Origin of the sequence: Arthrobacter antioxidans, assembly GCF_023100725.1 — a bacterium.
Taxonomy (GTDB): Bacteria; Actinomycetota; Actinomycetes; order Actinomycetales; family Micrococcaceae; genus Arthrobacter_D; species Arthrobacter_D antioxidans.
Window position 1 is genome coordinate 2,250,411 of record NZ_CP095501.1, and the last position, 21,878, is coordinate 2,272,288.

The 21,878-nt window shown below is 65.4% G+C and carries 14 protein-coding genes; 3 read left to right on the forward strand and 11 right to left on the reverse strand.

Annotated features, from left to right (window positions below):
- The first annotated feature begins 634 nt into the window (after nucleotides 1–634).
- A complete protein-coding gene (locus MWM45_RS10345; RefSeq protein WP_247826373.1) occupies nucleotides 635–3,175 on the forward strand; it encodes a fibronectin type III domain-containing protein in 2,541 nt (846 codons plus the stop codon).
- A 109-nt stretch (nucleotides 3,176–3,284) separates the two neighbouring features.
- On the opposite strand, the gene MWM45_RS10350 is transcribed toward MWM45_RS10345, so the two are convergent.
- The 9 genes from MWM45_RS10350 to MWM45_RS10390 form a co-directional block, all read right to left on the reverse strand.
- Entirely contained in the window at nucleotides 3,285–4,790 is a 1,506-nt protein-coding gene (locus tag MWM45_RS10350; protein ID WP_247826374.1) for a glycosyltransferase, read from the reverse strand.
- An 82-nt stretch (nucleotides 4,791–4,872) separates the two neighbouring features.
- On the reverse strand, nucleotides 4,873–6,156 hold the full coding sequence (gene wecC, locus MWM45_RS10355; protein WP_247826375.1) for a UDP-N-acetyl-D-mannosamine dehydrogenase: 1,284 nt from the start codon (nucleotides 6,154–6,156) through the stop codon (nucleotides 4,873–4,875).
- Complete coding sequence (locus tag MWM45_RS10360) at nucleotides 6,143–7,768, reverse strand: glycosyltransferase family protein (RefSeq protein WP_336296661.1); 1,626 nt, start codon at nucleotides 7,766–7,768, stop codon at nucleotides 6,143–6,145. The genes wecC and MWM45_RS10360 overlap by 14 nt, the downstream gene beginning before the upstream one ends.
- Before the next feature lie 293 nt (nucleotides 7,769–8,061).
- Nucleotides 8,062–8,952 carry an ABC transporter ATP-binding protein gene (locus MWM45_RS10365; protein ID WP_247826376.1) on the reverse strand — a complete coding sequence of 297 codons (891 nt, stop codon included), beginning with the start codon at nucleotides 8,950–8,952 and terminating at the stop codon, nucleotides 8,062–8,064.
- A complete protein-coding gene (locus tag MWM45_RS10370) occupies nucleotides 8,939–9,820 on the reverse strand; it encodes an ABC transporter permease (RefSeq protein ID WP_247826377.1) in 882 nt (293 codons plus the stop codon). Before MWM45_RS10370 ends, MWM45_RS10365 begins: the two co-directional genes overlap by 14 nt.
- Before the next feature lie 11 nt (nucleotides 9,821–9,831).
- Nucleotides 9,832–11,580, reverse strand: a complete 1,749-nt coding sequence (locus MWM45_RS10375; RefSeq protein WP_247826378.1) for a glycosyltransferase family 4 protein — start codon at nucleotides 11,578–11,580, stop codon at nucleotides 9,832–9,834.
- Complete coding sequence (locus tag MWM45_RS10380) at nucleotides 11,577–12,767, reverse strand: glycosyltransferase family 4 protein (RefSeq protein WP_247826379.1); 1,191 nt, start codon at nucleotides 12,765–12,767, stop codon at nucleotides 11,577–11,579. Before MWM45_RS10380 ends, MWM45_RS10375 begins: the two co-directional genes overlap by 4 nt.
- Nucleotides 12,768–13,641: 874 nt before the next feature.
- Nucleotides 13,642–14,712 (reverse strand): LCP family protein, encoded by a 1,071-nt coding sequence (locus MWM45_RS10385; protein ID WP_247826380.1) that lies wholly within the window; start codon nucleotides 14,710–14,712, stop codon nucleotides 13,642–13,644.
- 94 nt (nucleotides 14,713–14,806) lie between these two features.
- Nucleotides 14,807–15,592, reverse strand: a complete 786-nt coding sequence (locus MWM45_RS10390; protein ID WP_247829299.1) for a hypothetical protein — start codon at nucleotides 15,590–15,592, stop codon at nucleotides 14,807–14,809.
- A 212-nt stretch (nucleotides 15,593–15,804) separates the two neighbouring features.
- Here MWM45_RS10390 and MWM45_RS10395 point away from each other — a divergent pair, with 212 nt between their 5' ends.
- Both MWM45_RS10395 and MWM45_RS10400 read left to right on the forward strand, forming a co-directional pair.
- Nucleotides 15,805–16,293, forward strand: a complete 489-nt coding sequence (locus MWM45_RS10395) for a DUF3515 family protein (protein WP_247826381.1) — start codon at nucleotides 15,805–15,807, stop codon at nucleotides 16,291–16,293.
- Nucleotides 16,294–16,337: 44 nt separating this feature from the next.
- Nucleotides 16,338–17,195 carry an SMP-30/gluconolactonase/LRE family protein gene (locus tag MWM45_RS10400; RefSeq protein WP_247826382.1) on the forward strand — a complete coding sequence of 286 codons (858 nt, stop codon included), beginning with the start codon at nucleotides 16,338–16,340 and terminating at the stop codon, nucleotides 17,193–17,195.
- Nucleotides 17,196–17,239: 44 nt separating this feature from the next.
- Here MWM45_RS10400 and MWM45_RS10405 read toward each other — a convergent pair whose 3' ends face one another.
- Complete coding sequence (locus MWM45_RS10405; RefSeq protein WP_247826383.1) at nucleotides 17,240–20,629, reverse strand: galactose oxidase family protein; 3,390 nt, start codon at nucleotides 20,627–20,629, stop codon at nucleotides 17,240–17,242.
- Nucleotides 20,630–21,002: 373 nt separating this feature from the next.
- Nucleotides 21,003–21,842: an SDR family oxidoreductase gene (locus MWM45_RS10410; RefSeq protein ID WP_272496050.1), complete on the reverse strand. Its 840-nt coding sequence runs from the start codon at nucleotides 21,840–21,842 to the stop codon at nucleotides 21,003–21,005.
- Nucleotides 21,843–21,878 lie beyond the last annotated feature (36 nt).

The following is a 21,878-nucleotide window of genomic DNA, read 5'->3' on the forward strand; positions in this document are numbered from 1 at the left end:
CGGGCGATGCCTCCCGCTCGTCCTGATCGTTCGGTAGGACCGGTTACTTGGTAAGAAGTCCGACCTGGTTCAGCGGCTCAAGGTTTCCTCAGAACGCACCTTGAGAAGTGTCGAGGCCGGCATGTTGAAAACCGGTTTCGACGACGAGCGGTGGCAGGCGCTTCCGGCTGTGAAGCATGAAAATTCGTAAGCTGCCCATGCACCGTTCAGCCCTCTTCCACGCCGGGCATGAAGCGCATGTCCCCCGACACTGCGAACACAGTATTCTGGCAACTTTGTCGCAGTTCCTGAAGCTGACCGCTAGTGGAGTGGCATGATCACGTCATGCCCGCTGGGGGCACGTCTGTTCTGCGAGGTCTCATGCTGCATACGCTCTATGGCGCCGTGCCACGGTACAAGCCTGCGCTTCTTTTTCAGCGCAACAGCGAGCGCGGCCTTCACGCTGGTTATCATGCCCTCGTAATTTTGCGCCACCGGCCGACCTTGACGTCGCACCATGCGCCAGACCAGCAGCCATTACGGAAGCACATCCTCTTAGGGATGTCGGACAAAGCCGGTCCAGTTCTCCTAGCTCTCGCGTCAATTCTTCCGCCTCATTTTGCATGCCTTCGGAATACCTAACCCACGAGGAATCATGAATAGCTTCTTCTTACTCGAGATAGTCATTGCGAAAGCCACGCGCGTCATTTCAACGTTGCTGATCCTCCTGCTTGTTGCTGGCGCACAAAGCGCCTCCGCAGCATCGATCGTCGTTACACCCACGGTGATTCAGGCAACCACGCCTGCGCCTTCGGGACTCGCCTCGCCCTCCCAGGAACTTACGAGTGTGAAGTTGACATGGAATGCCTGGAACAATGCTCCGCGTTACCGCATCCAGTTCTCTACCAAGCCCGATATGTCCGGTTCCCTCTACTACCGGTACGGCACAACCAGCGCAACTATCACCGGGCTGATGAAGGACACGACGTACTATTTCAGGGTCCGAGCGCTTGACTCGGACAATACGACCGGGCTTAGCCCGTACTCGGCAGCAATCAAGGTGAACACCAAGACCGATTCGCCTGCACCGACGGGCCTGAAGTTCACGGAGCAGAACGAATTCGGCATCAAACTCGCCTGGAACGCCTGGAACAACGCACCGCGCTACCGCATCCAGTTCTCCACCAAACCCGACATGTCCGGCCCTACCTACTACCGGTACTACACAACCACCGCCGACATCCGCGGACTCACCCCCAACACCACCTACTACTTCCGCGTCTCCGCCATCTCCGCCGACGGAACCACCAGCCTCAGCCCCTACTCCAACCCCATCACCGCCAAGACCGCCGCCGCCGCACCAACGGCCACGCCTGCACCGACGGGCCTGAAGTTCACGGAGCAGAACGAATTCGGCATCAAACTCGCCTGGAACGCCTGGAACAACGCACCGCGCTACCGCATCCAGTTCTCCACCAAACCCGACATGTCCGGCCCTACCTACTACCGGTACTACACAACCACCGCCGACATCCGCGGACTCACCCCCAACACCACCTACTACTTCCGCGTCTCCGCCATCTCCGCCGACGGAACCACCAGCCTCAGCCCCTACTCCAACCCCATCACCGCCAAGACCGCCGCCGCCGCACCAACGGCCACGCCTGCACCGACGGGCCTGAAGTTCACGGAGCAGAACGAATTCGGCATCAAACTCGCCTGGAACGCCTGGAACAACGCACCGCGCTACCGCATCCAGTTCTCCACCAAACCCGACATGTCCGGCCCTACCTACTACCGGTACTACACAACCACCGCCGACATCCGCGGACTCACCCCCAACACCACCTACTACTTCCGCGTCTCCGCCATCTCCGCCGACGGAACCACCAGCCTCAGCCCCTACTCCAACCCCATCACCGCCAAGACCGCCGCCGCCGCACCAACGGCCACGCCTGCACCGACGGGCCTGAAGTTCACAGAGCAGCACGCGACTGCAATAGAACTCGCCTGGAACGCCTGGAACAACGCACCGCGCTACCGCATCCAGTTCTCCACCAAATCCGACATGTCCGGGGCGGTTTACAATCGATACGACTCCACCACCGCCGACATCCGCGGGCTCACCCCCGACACCACCTACTACTTCCGCGTCTCCGCCATCTCCGCCGACGGAACCACCAGCCTCAGCCCCTACTCCAACCCCATCACCGCCAAGACCTCGGCCGTACCAGCGATACCGGCCATTACAAATCCGCTATCTGTCGCGAGCTTCAACATCGCGTGCGCCAGTTGCTTCTCGGGTCGGTCCGATGAACTCCCGTGGTCGGAGCGTCGCTCGTCAGTCGTCTCAACGATCAAGTCACGCATGCCAGACGTCATCGGTGTGCAGGAAGCATCTCAAGGGTGGCTCGCTGACGACCCGCGTCCAGGGGGAATCTCTCAATTCGAGGATCTCAAAGAACGGCTTGTTCTCTCCGGCGCGCCCTATGCTCTGACCAACAGCAAGAGGAACAACTGTGTGAAGGACACCACGCCAACGGGCTGCGTCTACTCCGATCAAGGCGCTTCTCAGGGAACAAGAATCTTGTTCAATACAGACACCGTCGAACTTGTCGATCAGGGGTCCAAGGAACTGCCAGCGATCGATTCGACTGACAACAAGCGATTCTTCGCGTGGGGAGTCTTCTCGCAGAAATCGACCGGACAGAAATTTTTTGTCGGTAACACTCATCTCGAGCCTTCGAGCGGAGACGCTTACTATGAGCTCCGTAAAAAGCAGACCGAGGCAATTATCACCGAAATCAAGTTGAAGAATATTGAGGGACTACCCGTGCTGATTACCGGAGACATGAACTCCAACAAGTGGACAGTCCCCTCGAACGCGCCCTATGACCTGCTAGCCGAAGCTGGGTATTCGGATCCGCTGGGTAACACCTATGGAACAGATCTACCCAGCGGCGACGCTCCAGCGGAGAAAACGGTCGGCGCGTTCTACGACAGTTATAACGGCTACCTCCGACAGGCCAGCGCGCGTCACGACTACGGCAACGGCACCTACCTGGATTACATCTTCACCTCCAAGATGCGCGTCGCGAAATGGGAGACCGTAGTGAACGTTGATGGAGCCGGAAACTTCGTGGGCGTTATTCCTTCGGACCACAACATGATCAGCGTTCAGGTTCAGCTGCCCTAAGCTGGAACCATAATTCTCGTAATCGGTCGCTTGACGGTTTTCCCCATCGACGGCTCACCGCACGGAAGCAATTGTGCGGTGAGTCGTCGGTGGGGTCGCCCGCCTCAACTCACGAAGCCTGGGACGTCAAGCCAGCTCCAAGCTCCCGGAGCTCCGCCAGCACCTTTCGATCTGCAGCCTGCTTCATGCATTCCCCCCATCGTGCGACGACCGGCCGATCGCTGAACTCCGACGCACGGCGAATCGCCGCACATCTCATAGCCGCAAGTTGCACGCCATCCATCTGCTCGATCAGCGCTATTTTGTCGGCCATTGCCTCGACGTCACCGTCTGCCACGAGGAAGCCATCGATCCCATCCGTGATGATATCCGCGGGGCCGTACGCAATATCGTAGGAAACTGGGATGCATCCCGCGCTCATTGCCTCGAGCAGTACCAGCGGCTGCCCCTCCGAGCGGCTTGTAAGAAGGGTGAAACTTGCTGCGCCGAAGTATTGAGCAGCTTTTGGATCGAATCCAGAAATCGCGATCTCGTCCTGCGCTCCGCCTGCATCAATCATCTTCTTGAGTGATTCCTCCTGACTTCCGCCACCAAAAATCCTCAGCGGAATACTATGGTGGACTTTTTGCGCGGACAGCTGAGTGGCCTTGATTGCATGATCCAGCCGCTTCGCTTTAGTGAATCGAGCCAGTACAAGCCCCCCTGATCTGGATTCGCAGGGAATTTCCCCTACGGCCGAGGCAGCGTTTCTACTGTTGGGAACGACGTATGTATTTCCTGGGGGATCGAATACTAGATCCACATCCCGTTTCTGCCGTTCGGTAAGCAAGACCACGCCATCGAACAGGTGTAGCCGATCGAATGTATACCGCCGGGACGGACTCATGTCGCCGTGAGGGGGATTGACGACATGCGAAGAATGTAGCTGATGCAACGTTACGACGTTTGGTCGACGATAACGAGTCATAAAGTTAGCTGCAAATTTGCTGTCGATGATCATATATGTTTCTCTTGCGGCGATGACGTGGTCCAGCCAAAAAAGGTACAGAGGCCATATTTGGCGCCATGAAACAATCGGCTTCCCCGAACGATCGCACAAGGTGACAAGTCGCCCTCCGGGCACGCCCCGGTTGTCGCGATCAAGACGATCAGAGACCACAAGCGTCCCATCTTCCCGCAGGTAGTCAGTCTGCAGAATTTGGCCTGATGAGTCCGTTCGTGTCCGCCTTGAACCCCCGGTGTCAGAGCTCACTTCGCGATAGTCGTCGGACTCGCTTAGCGGCTGGAAGTCGATGGAACTGTGACCACTTACCGAGGCGAGTGAAAGCGACGCATCATCGAGGTCGGCCAGTTCCTCCCACAGGTTCCTCAACGCAAGACCGGGAATAAGGACACCGTCCACTTCCAGCTCGCATCTGATGTCATCAAGATTTGGTTCATACCCAAACGTCAGAATGTCCACGTGCTCTCCCGCCTCCCGGACGAAGGCGCGCGAGCGATGGAAGAGAGCGTTTGTCATCCCCCCGAAGTCATGCGGAATGCTCCAGGCGATTGCACAATGATAACCATGGGGCAGAACCTTGCCGTCTGAATTCAGGCTTTCTTGATTTTCCACGGAATTACCCTCCATTTGATCGCTGCAAAGCCAACGGTGTAGCGCACGCTCTCGTCCCAGTCGGTGAGCGTCGGTCCAAGAACTATTGTTGCCAAAAACCACGTGTGTCGATTACTTGTTTTCCGTTCAGACTCTCTACCGGAATGTCCCTGAATCGATCATGATCGACGAGCAAGAGCACCACGTCAGCGGCGTCGACGGCCTCCTGCATCTCGCACCGCTCAGCGTTGGCGATCCCTGAAACCACCAAGGGTAGATCCCGTTCCATCCGCAGAGGTGTCGCCACCAGTAGCCGGGCGTGAGGTGCTGCAGTCGCAAGGCGTTGAACGATCTGCACCGCCGGCGACTCGCGGACGTCGTCGATGTTCGCCTTGAAAGCGAGCCCGAGGCACGCGATGACCGGTTCGGGCTGGTCGTCGATCGCGCGGAGGACTTTCTGCACAATGTGTTCCGGCTTGCTGTCGTTCACCTCGCGCGCGGTGCGGATCAGAGTCGAATGCTCCGGGTCCGCCGCTACGATGAACCAGGGATCCACGGCGATGCAATGACCTCCCACCCCTGGACCAGGGCTGAGGATGTTGACCCGTGGGTGGTGGTTTGCGAGACGGATGAGCTCCCACACGTCGATGTCGAGGTTCTCACTGATGACGCTCAGTTCGTTTGCGAAAGCAATGTTCACATCCCGATAGGCGTTCTCCACCAGTTTGCTCATCTCGGCGGTGGCAGCGTCGGTTACGTGGATCTCGCCCTTACAGAAGGTCTGATAGAGCTGGCGTGCTGCCTCGGAGGCGTGCGGGGTCAGGCCTCCCACAATGCGATCGTTGGTGACGATCTCGATCATGATGCGGCCGGGCAGCACCCGCTCCGGGCAGTGCGCTACGTGCACCACAGATTCATCAGGCGTCCCGCCAAGGCGGAGGTCGGGCCGGAGCGCGAGAAGATACTCGCCGAGGCGCTGGGTGGTTCCGGGAGGCGATGTCGATTCGAGGATGATCAGCTCGCCGCCATCGAGTTGCGGGGCGATCTGGTCCGCCGCCGCAAGGATGTAGGAGAGGTCTGCGCTCTTGTCCGCGGTGAACGGAGTGGGAACGGCGACTATGTAGGTGCTGGCCGGTGGTGTCCGGGTGGTGGCGCTCAGGGCGCCCTGACTCACGGCACCCGCAACGTGGACGCCGAGATCGGGCTCAACGAATGGCACGAGACCGTTGTTCACGGCGTCCACCGTCTCCTGGTTGACGTCCACCCCCACCACCCTCAGTCCCGTGGTGGCGAGGATCGCGGCGGTGGGCAGGCCGATGTACCCGAGGCCGACGACGACGACGTCGGCTCGGCCTTCCCTGCTCAGGACGGGCTCAGATATCAACATGCTCGTAAGGCCTTCCATAGAATTTGAGGTCGCCCGTCGCGAGCAGTTCGGCCTCGCCGATCTGCCAGGTGTGACCGGATCCGTTTCGCATCTGGACGTAATTGAACCGGTCAGCCGAATAGATCGAGCCGCCGGCCGCGGCAACCCTCTTGAGGAACGCGGTGTCCTCACCGCGCTGAAGCGCCGGGAACGGGGTCTTTCGAACGATCTCCGCGCGCGCCGTTATGGTGGGTCCCATGACGAAGTCGGTGAAGCGGTGCTCCCGCTCCCCCGAACGCAGGATGACCGCGTCGGACTCGGTGAGGTACATGTAGTGGGCCTGCTTGCCCACCACATCCGCATTCGAATACTGCATGGCGAACAGTTGGTCGCTGAGATACTGCGGACCGTAGTGGTCGTCGTCGTCCATCTTGGTCAGGATCTGCCCGTCCGCCGCTGCGACACACCGGTTGAGGCAGGCGCCGAGCGGAGTGTCGGATGGTTCGGAGAGGAAGACGACGTCCTCGATTCCGTGCTCGCGGGCCACGGCATGGACTTCGCGTTCGGCGAGAGGGATCCCATGCGCGAGAAGGACCAGTTGCGGGCTGACGCCCTCCTGGCTGCCGAGCATGCGGCAGATGTGTTCCAGCTGTGCACCTCGGATCGTGGAGACGAGGGCCGACACTGAGGGGCGAACAAGGGGCCGGGCTTGCCTAGGGGCTGCTGCTGCGACAACGGTCTCGGCGCGGTGCGCATACGTGTGCCCGCTCCAGATCCGACGCTGCGCGAGATGGACAGTGCGGTCGTTGTGCTCGGCATTGCGGACCAGCGAGCGGATGAATTGGGCCGCTTCGCCGCGGGTGGCCACAAGCGGGACTTCATCGGGGGCGAAGAACTCCGGGATGGCGGCACTGGGACCAGAGATCACCGGTGTTCCTGACGCGGTGATCTCGAAGATGCGCCGGGCGCACATGCTCGGCGAGTCCACGACCGAATTGACGTTCAGGAACACCTTGTAGGCCTTATAGGCCGTCAGCATCCGGTCATAGCTGAGACTGCCGACCACGTGGCCGGCGAGAGGAGCCGGGAACTGGTACTCGGCACCGCCGTCGAGCATCCGGGAGAAGATTTCCAGCCCGTGCTTCATGTCGGCAGAGACGTCCATCGCCCCTCCGAGCAGAACATCCAGCTGGTGTCTCCGCTCAGGATACTTGTGGGCGAAGTACATCCCGGCGAAGGCCACATCCCTGCCGTGCCGACCGTGCGCGGGGCGTACAGGGTTATGGATGGCGGGCTGGGCTGCGAACGGTAACACGGCTACCCGTTCATGGCCCAGGTCCTCGCGATAGGACGCCACGCGTCCTTCGTCCGAGGTAAAGACCCAGTCGGCCAGCCTCGCGGCCGCAAGGAAGTCGGCGTAGTGGGGAGGGTCTTCCTTGTTCCAGAAGACCGTCGGCACCCCGTGTTCACGACACCATTTCATGAGGTCGTGAAACTCCGGCGCCGGACCTGCAGGCCCGGCTAGTTTGCCGCGCCACAGACGGTTGTTACCCGCCCAGGCCGATTCGACGAAGACGAAGTCCACGTTGGCATCGGCGCACTGCTCCTGCCACCGGCGCGGATCGAGGGACACGACCGTCCACTCGTAGGCGAACGCCGAAGAGGAGAACTCGTCGAGGATAACGCCTACCCTGAGGTCGCTCCGGCGAGGGCTCCTACGGCTCGGGGACGCCGCCGAGAACGACAGCTGTCGGTTGCTCCCCCGCCCGGTCCAGACTCCCTCTGCTCCCCGCAGACCGCTGGGAGGCGCGTGGAGGCGCTCGGCTTTCTCCCGCGCCGTCCACGTCCTCACCTGCTGGATGCCGCCGTGCCGCAGATGCCAAAGCCCGCGTCGGAGCCGGATCAGCGTCGCCGCTGCATCACCCATCATGCTCTTCTGCGCCCCACCCTCTGGTTCTCTACTTCTGTGACCACCAGGGAGCTTCGTGCTTCGTCCCGCAGCCTGCCGGCGCTCTCGTTGTTCCCTTTCGTGAGGTGCCGTGTGTACTCGAGGTAGGCCTGGGTCACTGCAGCAGGGTCTCCGTCCATCATGAGGTCTCCCCCATCCAGCCACAACGTTCGCGTGCACATCTCCTTGATCGTGGTGAGACTGTGGCTCACCAGGAAGACCGACCCCGCGTTGGCTCGGAGCTCACCCATCCGCTCCTTGCTGCGTTCCCGGAACTGTGCGTCTCCCGTATTGAGCGCCTCGTCGATCAGCAGGATCTCGGGATCCACGCTCGCTGCGATCGCGAACCGCAGCCGGGAGGACATCCCGGACGAGTAGGACCGCATGGGAAGGTGGATCGCCTTCTCCAGCCCTGATAGATCCACGATGGATTCGAACTTCTCATCGATCTGCGCGCGCGTCAGGCCCATGGCAAGGCATCCCAGCACGATGTTGTGGTCCCCCGACAATTCGGGGACAAGCGCTGCGTTGACCCCGAGCATCACCGGAACGCTTGACGCGTAGACCGCTCCCCCGGTGGGCCTGCTCTGTCCGCTGATGAGCCGCATGAGGGTGCTCTTCCCTGACCCGTTGCGGCCCACGATTCCGATGGACTCACCGTGCTCGGCAACGAGGGACAGCGGGTTCAGCGCATCGACGGGCACGAGGGGGGCCCGTCCAAGGATCCTCCGGGCCAGACCGCTCGCCCCGCCCCTGCCTGCGGCATGATGCGCCTCGGTGGAAGGGACGTGGTAGCGCATGCTGACGCCACTGACGACGACGGTGGGTTGGGCCCTGGTGCCGGCGTGGACCTGATCACTCGCGGCCATAGGATTCCTCGGCCTTCCAGAAGAACACGATTCCTACGGCCAGCACGCCGAACGCCCACGCGGAGAGGATCGCCCATGACTCCCAGGAGGGGAGCGTCGCGTACAACACGCAATCGCGGACGATGTCGAGGACGTTGAACAGGGGATTGAGCTTCACGATCGCGAGGAGACCGGCATGATCGATGAAGCGTTCGTAGGAGAAGAACACCGCCGAGGCGTACATCCACACCCGCAGTCCGAACCCCAGCAGGTGGGTGATGTCATTGACCCGCGAGATCATCCTCGCGAGGATCAGCCCCACGCCCAGATTGAAGACGGACTGAAGGAAGAGTGCGGGCACCATGAGGATCCAGCGCCATGTGATGTCCTCTGTCGGCGGGAAGACCAGGATGAGGATCAGCATGGTGATGAGCACGGGGACCGAAGCCAGGACCTCCCGAACGTTCACCGAGATCGGCAGCGTGGCACGGGGGAAGTTGAAGGCCTGGATGACGGCCTTATTGGATTGTACGGACCGCGCGCCGTTGGTGATCGCCCGGGCGCTGATCTGGAACAGGAACACTCCGATGATCAGGTAGCCGACGAAATTCTCGATGCCCCGGCCGGTGTCGAGCAGCAGACCGAAGATGAGGTAGTAGGTGAGGCCGTTGAGAACGGGATTGAGGATCATCCAGGCGCTACCCAGACGATCCTTCCGGTTGCCGCTGCTCACCCGTGCGCGCGCGTCGTAGACGATGAACCCGCGATGATGCCAGATCTGCCGCAGATACTCGAGGAGTCCGGGGCGCGCGCCGATGCGCAGCAGACCCTGAGTGGAGACGGGCACCACCCTGACGCCTGCTACATCGAGACCGGCTTCGTCCTTCACGGCGTCCGCCATCAGGAGGACAGCTCCAGTTCCTTGTACGCGCCGGCCAACTGCGACGCATTGCGAGCCCACGTGCGTGTTGCCAGTACTATCTCGCGGCCGCGCGCACCGAAGCCGGTGCGCTCCTCCTCATGGTCCATGAGGTGCTTGATGGCCGCGGCGAGCGTCGCCGGATTTTCCGGGTCCACCAGCAGGCCCGTGACACCGTGCGAGATGATCTCGCGCAGCGCCGGCAAATCACTTGCAACCACGGGACGCGCGCAGGCCATCGCCTCCACGGGCTTGAGCGGCGTGACGGCGCTCGTGACCTCGAGGTCCCTGCGAGGAACCACGAAGATGTCCAGAGCCTGATGGAAGGACCGGGCCTGGTGCCGGGGAACGCGGCCCGCAAAGGTCACGCTGGAGGAGATACCCAGTTCCTGGGCGAGCGATCGGAGGGCCGGCGCGGCGCTGCCGTCTCCGACGATCAGGCAGCGGAGTTCGGGATTCGAAGGTACCAGCAGTGCAACGGCGCGAAGAAGAGTATCCAGTCCCTCGTAGTCCACCAGGCTGCTGACCGTGCCCACGAAGATACCCTTCGTCGGCAGCCCGACCCGGTCCCGTGCCGCGGCAGCGGGGACGGGCTCCTCCAGGAACTCCTCGCCCACGCCATTGGGGCTCAGCAGCACCTTGTCCTGCGGTATTCCGCTGCGCATGATTCCCCGCTTCATAGCCTCACCCAATGTCACCACGAGGCTGGCTCTGCGCATCACCTGTGCTTCACGATCAGTGAAGAGCTTATAGCGTTCACTCGCTTTCACGTGCGCCGGCCGGTTCGCCGCCCAGGTGTCGGCGAGCTGACCTCGGGCTTCGTACACCCACGGGATCGCGAGGGCGCGCGCCACCTGTTCGGTGACGATCCCGTTCACGAAGGGTGTAGTGGTGTGCAGGACCGCGGGTTTGACCTCCAGGGCAAGCCGCAGTAGTTCCTCGGCCTGCTGCTGAAGCCGCTGGTCGTACCCCCGTGCCATCGACACCGGGAGCAGACGGTGGTACCGGACGCCGTCGAGCTCGTCGACGGCATTGGCCAGGAGTTTCCCCACCTGCACGGGGTAACCGACCCGGGTAGCAGCATGCACGGTCCAGCCGTTCTCGCTCTGGGCCTTGAGGAGGGAGTGGGTGCGCTGGGCATACCCGCTCCCCGTGTGGGGCAGTGAGTTGGTCAGCAGATGAAGAACGGTGTCGTCCTCCGGGACGTACCCCTCCACGGCAGGGAGGGTCGGGTGCCACCCCTCGAACACCCGCACCTCCCCCGCAAGCCGTTCAGCATGCCGGGTGCGGCCCGCCTGCCGCAGTACGCGCACCGCGCCGGTCATGTCGCCGTCGTACCAGCGCCGCCGGGCCCGGACTCCCGCGGTGGTGCTGCCGGAGCCGGCAAGGCCGAGCAGTGCGTCCGCCTCGTCGGTCATGCCCGCGGCAAGGGCGACGTCGGCCAACCGACGCGCCACGCCGGCCCTGACGGGCTCGGCGGAGGACCTTCTGAGGGCCGAGGTCAGCGAGGAAGTTCGTCCGAGCAGCTGGGCAGACAGGGCTTCCGCGACGGGCAAGTTAGCCCCCGGGATTGCCGCCAGCCTGCCTGCGGCGCCCGCCACGCGGCGAACGAGACCCGAGGGCATCCTGCGGCTGATCTGGAGGACCAGGAGCACGGGGTCATCGCTGAGGTGGATCACCGCGGCCGCCGCGGCGAGCCGCAGGTTACCCAGCAGCCGGACGGCCCTCACGCGCGGCCCTCGCGCGTGACCTCGAGGAGAAGTTCGATGTAGGCCTCTCCCAGCGCCTGCACGTTTGCGTTGTTTCGCACCCATGCTCTCCCCTTGTCACCGACCCTGAGCAGCTCACGGTTCTCCGCGAGCGTCCGCCAGAGGTCCGCCACGGCCTTGGCCTCGGAGGCTACGACGTGCCCGGCCTCGGCTTCTTCGAGGATGGCACGGGCCTCACCCTTGACGATTCCCGTAACGTGTCGGCCAACCGACAGCACCTCGTAGGTCTTGGACGGAATGGTGGTATCGAACGACTTCCAATCATCGCGGAGCGTGACGATGCAGCTATCGGCTCGCTCGTAGTAGTCCATGATCTGCGGACCGTGGATAGGAGCGTGGAACTCCACGGGTGCGCCGAGTTCCGCAGCCAGTGCCATGAGCCGGTTGCGTTCCACCCCGTGGCCCACGAGCGTCAGGCGCATGCTCCGCCCCACCAGGGCGGCGGCACGGATGGGCACGTCGAGCCGCTGGCTTTCACCGTGGTTCCCGAGATAGAGCACCTCCAAGCGGTCCTGGTGGCTCGGCGGCGGGTCCAGGGCACGGATGACCGCCATGTCGATGCCGTTCGTTACGGTCGCGACGTTCTTGAGACCGCGCTCACGCAGTGTGTGGGCGAACCCGTACGTCACCGTCACCACGAGGTCCGCGCGGTCCTGGATCGCGACGATCACCCGCTCCACGAGACTCTTGGCACTGCCGCGGACAATCCGGGCATCCCGTGCAATGTCCGGCCATGCGTCCCTCATGTCCACCACCAGCGGGCGCCGTAGAAGGCGCGATACCACGAAGCCCGCGCCGAGAATGGGGAGGCTCGGCACGGTGACGATCACGACGTCGGGGCGGGGCGCCATGGCTGCAATCGGCACGGACATCGCGGCCGAGAGCAGGTGGTTGATGAGCCGGCCGAGCCGGGTGGTCCTGTGCCAGAGATACGGGACGCGGCGGACAGTCTCGCCGAATTCACCTCGATGGGCCAGGAAAGGACGCCCGGCGATCCTGGACGGCAGCGTGCGCCGACCGTGCGGCGCATGAGCCACCGGCGTGACGACGTCGACATGCCAGCCCGCCGACCTGAACGACCGGATGAGCTGCGTCCAGCGCCGCTGGGGAGGGCTGTGTTCAGGCGCGTAGGAATGCGTGAGCAGCATTACGCGCACGTGAAGGACCCCCAGGCGAAAGACGAGACCATAATTTTCCGCTCATTTTAGTACCCGCGACAGCGAAAGCCTCATCTGAAGGCCCGACCGCCTGTCCGCAGTTTCGAGTAATAGACCGCTCCGAGCCCGATGAGCAGGAGGATCACGAGGATTCGTGTTGCCGGATGCGTGCCGATCGATTGGGTGGACGCCTGGTCGATCTCCTCGGCTCCAGTGGCGGGCCCGGCGGATGCGGACGGCGTCGGGGCCGCCGCGGTAGCCGTTGGCGTCGGCTTTCCGGTGGGCGGAGCTGACGACCTGGCTGTCGCCTCGCTGGTCGGTTCAGGCGCGGCGGACTCGGTCGGTGATTCGTCTTCCGCCACCGTTACGTCCTCCACGACCCCGGTCAGAGGGTCCCATCGGAACGTCGTGTAGGCGAGGCTTCCGGGTATCACCAGGTTGCTCGTCCCGGGCTCGATGAGGTACCCCGTGGGTGGGTGGATGAGCCAACCCGTGACGAGATCGATTGCGAAGCCGGTGACGGGATCGATGGCGGTCTCCGGTTCTGGGTCCTCGGACGGCGTAGGCGACGGCGTGGGTGCGGGAACGGGAGCCGGAGCCAGAACGGGCGCTGGAGCAGGCGCAGGGCGCGGCGGGGCAGGCTGTACCGGACGCGTGGTCACGGGCGGGCGCTGCGTCACGGGCGCCGGCGCGGGCGTCGTCGGCGCGGGTGTGATCGGCGCAGGGTCAGGCGCCGGCGCCGGCGCCGGCTCTGTCAATGGAGCGGGGCTTTCATCGGCCGTCGCAGGCGCCGCCGGAACGGCGACCAGAATGGACAGGGTGAGGAGCGTCGCCGCGACCGTCCGGCGCATCAGCGCCCGGCCCATCACGATCCGGCCTCCGGGTTAGCCACGAGGTACTCGGCCAGGCTGTCGTTCTGCAGCGCCTCGCCCACCTGGGCGATCGCCGCGTCGTCCTTGACGATGATCGACTGGCCATCCGTTGAGGTACCGATGCCGAGATTCGGCAGGGTGAAGAAGTCGATGCTGTCCGACCGGACGCTGCGCAGCGAGACGGCGAGGGATCCGACCGTTCCGGCGTCGAGGCTGTCATCCACGGCCACGAAGGGGGACATCTGGTCGACCACCCGGTACACCTTCTGCGGATCGGTCAGCGTGTCTGCGGTGAGCACCTTGCCGATGACCGACTTCACGAACAGTTGCTGGTTCCTGACGCGCTGGTAGTCGCCGTCGCTGAAGGCATAGCGCTCCCTGACGAACTTCAGTGCCGACTCGCCCTGCAGGGTGATGGGACCGGCGGCGAAGTACTCGCCGCCGCTTCCGCGGGACTGGAAGGCGACGGGGTTGTCGACCTCGACGCCGCCGAGAGCGTTGGTGAGGCCCTTGAAGCCTTCGAAGTCGATGCTCGCCACGTGGTCCACCCGCACATTGAACATTCCTTCGACGGTCTGCACCACGAGGGGCACCCCGCCGAGTCCCATGGCGGCGTTGATCTTGGCCTCCCCGTGGCCCGGGATGTCCGTCCAGGTGTCGCGCATGATCGACATGACCTGGATGCCCTGGCGATCGGCAGGGATGTGCATGAGCATCATGGTGTCCGCACGGCTGTCCGACGGACCTACCGCCGCGACGTCCCCCGGTTCCTCCGCTGCGGCCCGGGAGTCGCTGCCGAGCAGCAGGATGTTCACGGCCCCTTCGGCCTCGGGCGCCACCGTGGGCCGGGACTCCTCGACGGGAAAGGCCGATTCGATCGTCTGGGAGTTCTGGTCGAAGGACTGTGCCAGGGAGAACAGGTACCCGCCGGCCACGAGGGCCGCGACAACCACGAGGGACCCGAGAATCAGGAACGTGGTCCGGACCGGATGCTTGCGGCGCCTCTGGCGCCCGTCGCGGGTCGTGTGGGGCTCGGTTGTACTGGCATAGCCGTCAAGACTCAAAGGGACTCCCCCGTCGTGGCAAAGATCAGTTCATGGTACGGCCTGATGCTGGTGTGCTCGTTCAGCCACCGTCATCCGGGCGGTAGTGCCCGGATCAGTGCTGCCGACGACGGCGCATGGCAAGGAACACGACGGCGGCGACCGCTGCGGCGAGGATGCCCGCACCGATCCAGGCGAGCGGCGCCAGCGAGGCGGCACGCTCCTCCTCGGCGGTCGCGGCCGGCGTGCTGCTCGCGGTCGGGGTGGCGGACCGGGTGGCGCGCGGCGTGGCGCTCGCCGTGGCCGTCTCCGGGACACTGCCGACCACGGCGGGCGATGCCGTCGGTGCCGGGGGTGTGGGCGTGACCGGAGCGGATGCCGTCGCGGTCGCGGTGGGTGAGGCGGAGGGGGTCGTTGTCGCCGTCGTCTCTGCCGGGGCGGGGCTCGGCGCCGGGGCCGGGGCCGGGGCCTCGTCGGCGAGCCCCACGACCTCGCGGGTCACGGCATCGTAGCGGAGGTTCGTGTAGATGAGGGTTTCAACGAACACGAGATTGCCGGTCCCGGGCTCGATGAGGTGGCCGGTCCCCGGGTGGACGAGGAACCCGGTCCGGGCGTTGATGGCGAAGCCCGTGGCCGGGTCCGTCCCGGAGGTCGCACGCGGGTTAACGACGGGCGGGGCCGGCTCCCCGAAGGTCGCGTTCGGCTGGGGCTGCTCGACGACGCGCGGCGGCTGCTGCTGCTGCTGACCCACGACGGCGGGACGGGCGGACGAGGGCTCGGACTCGACGGCCAGGGCGGCCACCGGGGTGGCGAGGACCGCTGCTGCGAGGATGACGGCGACCGTGCCGGTCATGGTCCTGAGAGCGGTAGCGGTCGGGGGGAAGCGGTGGTGCGTGGTCATTCGTCCTCGGCTCGGGATCTCGCACGCGCGGGTTGGGGGCAACGCCGGGTGCGCGGGGGGAACCAGCAGCCTGAGACTGACTGCCGGCTCCTGCATCCTACTGGCGGCCGCTCCCGCCGCCCTGCTTCCGGCCGGAGCCGTGGCGTCGTGTCGCGCACTCGAGGCGAGGGTTCGCGACGCGGCGGCGCGGGACCACCGATTAGGCTGGCATCATGCCTGCCCTCCCCCGCGCCCTGACGTCCCTGCTGCCGGCCGTGGCCCTCCTGGTCGGGCTGACCGGGTGCTCGTCGGTGGTGGACGTGGACCCTGCCGGGGACGCCGCGAACGCCCGGTGCGCCGACGTCATGATCGCGCTACCGCCCATTGTCGCCGAGAACGACCAGCGCGGCACGAACAGCCAGGCCACCTCCGCCTGGGGTGACCCGTCCCGGGTGGTGTTGCGGTGTGGCGTGGATGTGCCGGGGCCCACCACCGACCCCTGCGTCACCGTGAACGACGTCGACTGGGTGGTCCGCGAGGGGGACCCGGCGTGGACGGCCACCACGTACGGGCGGGACCCGGCGGTGGAGGTCTTGTTCGACCCCGAGGAGGTGGCATCGAGTACCGTCCTCGTGGAACTCGGCGGCGCCGTGGCGCGGGTCGAGCAGACACGGGCGTGCGTCGGGCTGGCCGACGCGACCCCCGCGCCGACGGACGACTGACGCTTCACCCTGCATCCCGAACCCACCGACTGCCAGGAGGCACTGTGAAAGCCGAGCAAATCTCCGACGTCTGCACGTTCCACGGGGAGGGGCCGTACTGGGATCCGCGCCGCGGCGAGCTCCTGTTCGTCGACATGATGGAGGGCGACGTCCTGGTTCGCCACGAGGACGGGAGCTTCGATCGACACAGCGTCCACCCGCGCCTGGCCGGCGTCATCCGTGGACGGACCTCGGGCGGCTACGTGATCGGCGTCGAGCGCGGCTTCGTCTTCGCCGACGACTCCTTCTCGGTGCTCGAGCAGGGCCCCGAGGCCTTCAGCGACGGCGCGGTGCGCATGAACGACGGCGGGTGCGACACCGCGGGCCGCTTCCTGTGTGGGTCCATGGGCTGGGAGGGCGGGTTCGGCGCCGGGACCCTCTTCTCGCTGGACGCCGAGCGGACCGTCTCCACGCTTCTGACGGGCCTCACCGTGTCCAACGGACTGCACTTCTCCCCCGCGGGCGACACAGCGTTCCTCAGCGACACCCCGACGGGGCGCATCGACGCCCTCGCATATGACGTCGGCACGGGCCGGTTCACCGACCGCCGCACCTTCGCCGTCGTCGAGCCCGCCCTCGGCATGCCGGACGGCATGGCCATCGACGCGGACGGCGGCATCTGGACGGCCCTGTACGGGGGCGGCGCGGTCGCCAGGTACGACGCCTCCGGACGGCTCTCCGAGCACATCCCGCTACCGGTGACCAACGTGACGGCGTGCGCGTTCGGCGGGAACGACCTCTCGACCCTCTTCATCACGACGACGCAGGAGAACATCCCCGAGGGGTCCGAGCCGCAGGCCGGCGCGCTGTTCGCCGTCGAGCCCGGCGTCGCGGGCGTTACCCTGCCGATGTACAACGGCTAGCGGGATCTCCTAGGGGACGCCCGCCGATCACGGGCGTCCCTGCGTCACTTGATCAAAATGGTCGACGCGACGCTGGGCACCCCGTTGTCATCCATCGCGAAGAGCATGTAGTTCCCGGGGACCAGGACCCCGGGGTCTGCAGGCAGCGTCAGTGATGCCGTGTTGCCTGACACCGAGGTCGCGGTCAGCGGGATGCGCCGCTGGTCCGTGTTCACGGTGTGGGTCACGGTGCTCATCCGTACCAGGGAGAACTCGGTAACCGGCGACCCGGTGGTCACCGCGACAGTGCTTCCGACCGCGGCGGTGGTCGGAGCCGTGACGATCTTCGGCCGTGCACGATCGCTGCCGTCGGCGTTCAGCAGGTAGGGAGGCGTGAAGATCTCCCCATCCAGATGGTTCGTCGTGGTGCAGTTGGTGCACAGGCCGCCGCCACCCACGAAGACGCGACCGTCGGGAAGCAGCAGGGCGACGCTGTGATACGTCCGGGGGACGGCCATCGGGGCCAGCATGGTCCATTTGCCCGTTTCAGGGTTCCACATCTCCGGAGCCATCCGGGCACCCGTATCGGTGAACGGGACGGGGGTGGCCTGGCCTCCGACCACGAACACCTGGCCGTCGGGCAGAGCGACTCCGTTCGCGAACGACCGCGTGACCGCCATGTCCGCGGTCCGTTCCACACGGACGCCGTCGTTGATGTCGATGGTGTACGCCCGCGCGGTGGCGGGAGCGTTCGAGTAGGCGGTAGCACCGCCTACGGTCAGGATCTTGCCTACGTCGTACATCACGGCGTCGCCGTTCATCGCATCCGCACTGTCCGACCGCAGACCGGCGGAGGTGATGCTGCCGTTGCCAGTGGTGGAGATCCAGGCCATTTCGCGACTCGGCCCGGCGTGGAAGACGCGGCCGCCCGGAGCAGCGAACAACCAGGCGTGATTGTCCGAACGATACTGGCCCCGGGGATCGTCGGTCAGGATGCTGTCCACCCCGACGTTCGGCAGCGTGCGCCAGCCACCGGCGGCGGACCACACCTCCCCGTGCTTGGGTGCGCTACCGCCGGACCAGGATCCACCGATGGTGAAGACTTCGCCCGTGGACGTCGTCACGTTGCTCTGGTAGCCCCGCGGGATCTTCATGTCCGGACCGGCGGTCCAGGCGTTCGTCGTGGGGTTGTACAGGCTCGTCTTCGAGCTGTTGCTGCCGCCACTGACCATGATCGTCCCGTCCGGCAGCATCGAGGTGCCGGGGCAGAACATGTCGTGGCCCGTGTTGGAGATCTGGCTCTGGGACACCTCGCCCGTGGCCAGGTCGAGGATGGAGGTCTGGGTGTATCCCCTGCTGCCCCCGAAGGTGGTCGGGGAGTAGGCGGACCAGGTCAGCAGCTTGTTGCCGGGCAGGAGCGCCGCGGCAGCCGGCACGAGAGGGAAGTTGATGGTGGGACCCCATGATCCCGCGGACGCCCCCGACGACGATCCGGAGGACGGGCCGAGGAGGTTGATTTCTGCGGCGCTGCTCCACGGGCCGCGGTTCCCGGCCTCGGAGGTCGCCGTCAACCGGATATACCGGGCGCTGACGGCCGGGAAGGTCACCGTCTTCTCGGCGATGGTGTCCTCCCAGGTGCCGGTGGTGAGGACCTCCCAGGTGGTGCCGTCGGAACTGGCCTCGATCGAGTACTTCCCGATGCGCCCATTGCCACCGTCGGGACGCGGCAGATACTTGAGCCCGCCGATACCGCGCGCCGCTTTCGTGTCGATCGTGATGGAATGCGGCAGCGGAGCCGCGGGCGCCGGCGAGTACCTGGTGTGCCAGATCGTCGCCGTATTGCCATCCAGCACATTGGCTGCGCCGTTGTTCACGCGGGCAGTCTCCGCATCGCTGGCGGCGGCCGTCCACCCCGTCCGCGGCAACACCCCGGCAGGTGGCGCCGGTTCACCCGCAAGGAGGTTGATTTCTGCGGCGCTGCTCCACGGGCCGCGGTTCCCGGCCTCGGAGGTCGCCGTCAACCGGATATACCGGGCGCTGACGGCCGGGAAGGTCACCGTCTTCTCGGCGATGGTGTCCTCCCAGGTGCCGGTGGTGAGGACCTCCCAGGTGGTGCCGTCGGAACTGGCCTCGATCGAGTACTTCCCGATGCGCCCATTGCCACCGTCGGGACGCGGCAGATACTTGAGCCCGCCGATACCGCGCGCCGCTTTCGTGTCGATCGTGATGGAATGCGGCAGCGGAGCCGCGGGCGCCGGCGAGTACCTGGTGTGCCAGATCGTCGCCGTATTGCCATCCAGCACATTGGCTGCGCCGTTGTTCACGCGGGCAGTCTCCGCATCGCTGGCGGCGGCCGTCCACCCCGTCCGCGGCAACACCCCGGCAGGTGGCGCCGGTTCACCCGCAAGGAGGTTGATTTCTGCGGCGCTGCTCCACGGGCCGCGGTTCCCGGCCTCGGAGGTCGCCGTCAACCGGATATACCGGGCGCTGACGGCCGGGAAGGTCACCGTCTTCTCGGCGATGGTGTCCTCCCAGGTGCCGGTGGTGAGGACCTCCCAGGTGGTGCCGTCGGAACTGGCCTCGATCGAGTACTTCCCGATGCGCCCATTGCCACCGTCGGGACGCGGCAGATACTTGAGCCCGCCGATACCGCGCGCCGCTTTCGTGTCGATCGTGATGGAATGCGGCAGCGGAGCCGCGGGCGCCGGCGAGTACCTGGTGTGCCAGATCGTCGCCGTATTGCCATCCAGCACATTGGCTGCGCCGTTGTTCACGCGGGCAGTCTCCGCATCGCTGGCGGCGGCCGTCCACCCCGTCCGCGGCAACACCCCGGCAGGTGGCGCCGGTTCACCCGCAAGGAGGTTGATTTCTGCGGCGCTGCTCCACGGGCCGCGGTTCCCGGCCTCGGAGGTCGCCGTCAACCGGATATACCGGGCGCTCACCGCGGTGAAGGATGCCGTCTTCTCCACTGCCGTGTCCGCCCACGTTCCGTTCGCTACCGGCTCGCTCCAGGTGACGCCGTCGACGCTCACCCGGATCTCGAAGCTCCCGATCCGCCCGTTCCCCAGGTCGGCACGCGGCAAATAGCTCAGCCCCGCGATACCGCGCGCGGCCTTCGTGTCGATCGTGATGGAATGCGGCAGCGGAGCCGCGGGCGCCGGCGAATACCTGCTGTGCCAGATCGTCGCCGTATTGCCATCGAGCACATTGGCCGCACCGTTGTTCACCCGTGCGGTCTCCGCGTCACTGGCCGTCGCCGTCCACCCCGTCCGCGGCAGAGGGGTGGGAGCGGGCTCCACCAACGCCGCCGGAAGCACCGTGCTGTGATGCAGGCTCGTCGAGGGTGAGGACTCGCCCGGGTCAGCAACCACGAGGTGGTGCGCATGGGAACCGTCGGGACCGGTGGCCGTCGACGGGCCCATGGTCTCGCATCCGGCGACGAGCAGAAGGACCATCAGGAGGGCCGGCCCTCGACGAACGCTGCTCCGTCGGACTGAACCGGCCGTGGAGCCACCCAGCAGCTGCGTGTCCCTGGCGGTGCGAGCGTAAATTCGAGACTCCACGGTGGTGCCATCCTGTCCCCCAGCAATGCATTGAAAACCTGCTTTCGACACTAGGAAGACGGCGAACAGTAAACACGAGTGGGGTCTACTGGAGGTGGGCACAAGGATTACTTGCCCTCCCACCTCCGAGCGAGGGCAGTTACTTGGAAACGGGGGCCACGGTTACGCAGACCGACGTGGCATCCGCAGTCCGGGCAGCACATAGAAGAACCGCACTCGTCGGATGACGAATGCGGTCCCTGGTGCGGCGCGAGCTCCTTCCGGATCAGAGGATGGGTTGACCGCCGGTCACGGCGATGCGGGCGCCCGAGACGTAGCTTGCCTCGTCGGAGGCGAGCATCACGTACACCGGGGCGAGCTCGGCGGGCTGGCCCGGACGCTGCATGGGCACCTGCTGGCCGAAGGTCTCGACCTGGTCCTCGGGCATGGTGGCCGGGATGAGCGGCGTCCAGATGGGGCCCGGGGCAACGGAATTGGCGCGGATGCCGCGCTCCGCGAGGAGCTGGGCCATGGACGCCGTCATATTGGCGATGCCTGCCTTCGTCGCCGAGTAGGGCATCAGCGTGGGCACCGGACTGTCCGAGTTGATGGAACTCGAGCCGATGATCGAACCGCCCGGCCCCATGTGCGGCAGGACCGCCTTCGTGAGGTGGAAGAACGCGCTGAGGTTGGTGGCGAGCGTGTAGTCCCACTCCCCGTCCGGGATCTCCTCGATGGTCTCGTGCGACATCTGGTAGGCGGCGTTGCTGACGAGGATGTCCACCCTGCCGAACTCCTGCACCGCCCTGTCGATCACGGCGCGGCACGTCGCCGGGTCGGAGAGGTCCCCCGGGAACAGCACGGCCTGCCGGCCGGCCTCCTCGACCCAGCGCGCCGTCTCGCGGGCGTCGTCGTCCTCGTTCAGGTAGCTGATCAGCACATCCGCGCCCTCCCGCGCGTACGCGATGGCGACGGCGCGGCCGATCCCGCTGTCCGCACCCGTGATGACGGCCTTCTTGCCGGTCAGGCGTCCCGAGCCCCGGTAGGTCCGCTCCCCGTGATCCGGCGTGGGCTCCATGGCCCCGGTGGTTCCGGGTGTTTCCTGCTGCTGCGCTGGCTGCGTCACTGTTCCTCCTGTATGTGCGGCGATCCCGTAAATACG

What these genes read in the sequence shown, in the direction of transcription:
- MWM45_RS10395 (WP_247826381.1), top strand. Translation starts at nt 15,805, where the DNA reads ATGCCTGCCCTCCCCCGCGCCCTGACGTCCCTGCTGCCGGCCGTGGCC.
- MWM45_RS10390 (WP_247829299.1), bottom strand. Translation starts at nt 15,592, where the DNA reads ATGACCACGCACCACCGCTTCCCCCCGACCGCTACCGCTCTCAGGACC.
- wecC (WP_247826375.1), bottom strand. Translation starts at nt 6,156, where the DNA reads ATGTTGATATCTGAGCCCGTCCTGAGCAGGGAAGGCCGAGCCGACGTC.
- MWM45_RS10365 (WP_247826376.1), bottom strand. Translation starts at nt 8,952, where the DNA reads ATGGCCGCGAGTGATCAGGTCCACGCCGGCACCAGGGCCCAACCCACC.
- MWM45_RS10345 (WP_247826373.1), top strand. Translation starts at nt 635, where the DNA reads ATGAATAGCTTCTTCTTACTCGAGATAGTCATTGCGAAAGCCACGCGC.
- MWM45_RS10380 (WP_247826379.1), bottom strand. Translation starts at nt 12,767, where the DNA reads ATGCTGCTCACGCATTCCTACGCGCCTGAACACAGCCCTCCCCAGCGG.
- MWM45_RS10405 (WP_247826383.1), bottom strand. Translation starts at nt 20,629, where the DNA reads ATGGTCCTTCTGCTCGTCGCCGGATGCGAGACCATGGGCCCGTCGACG.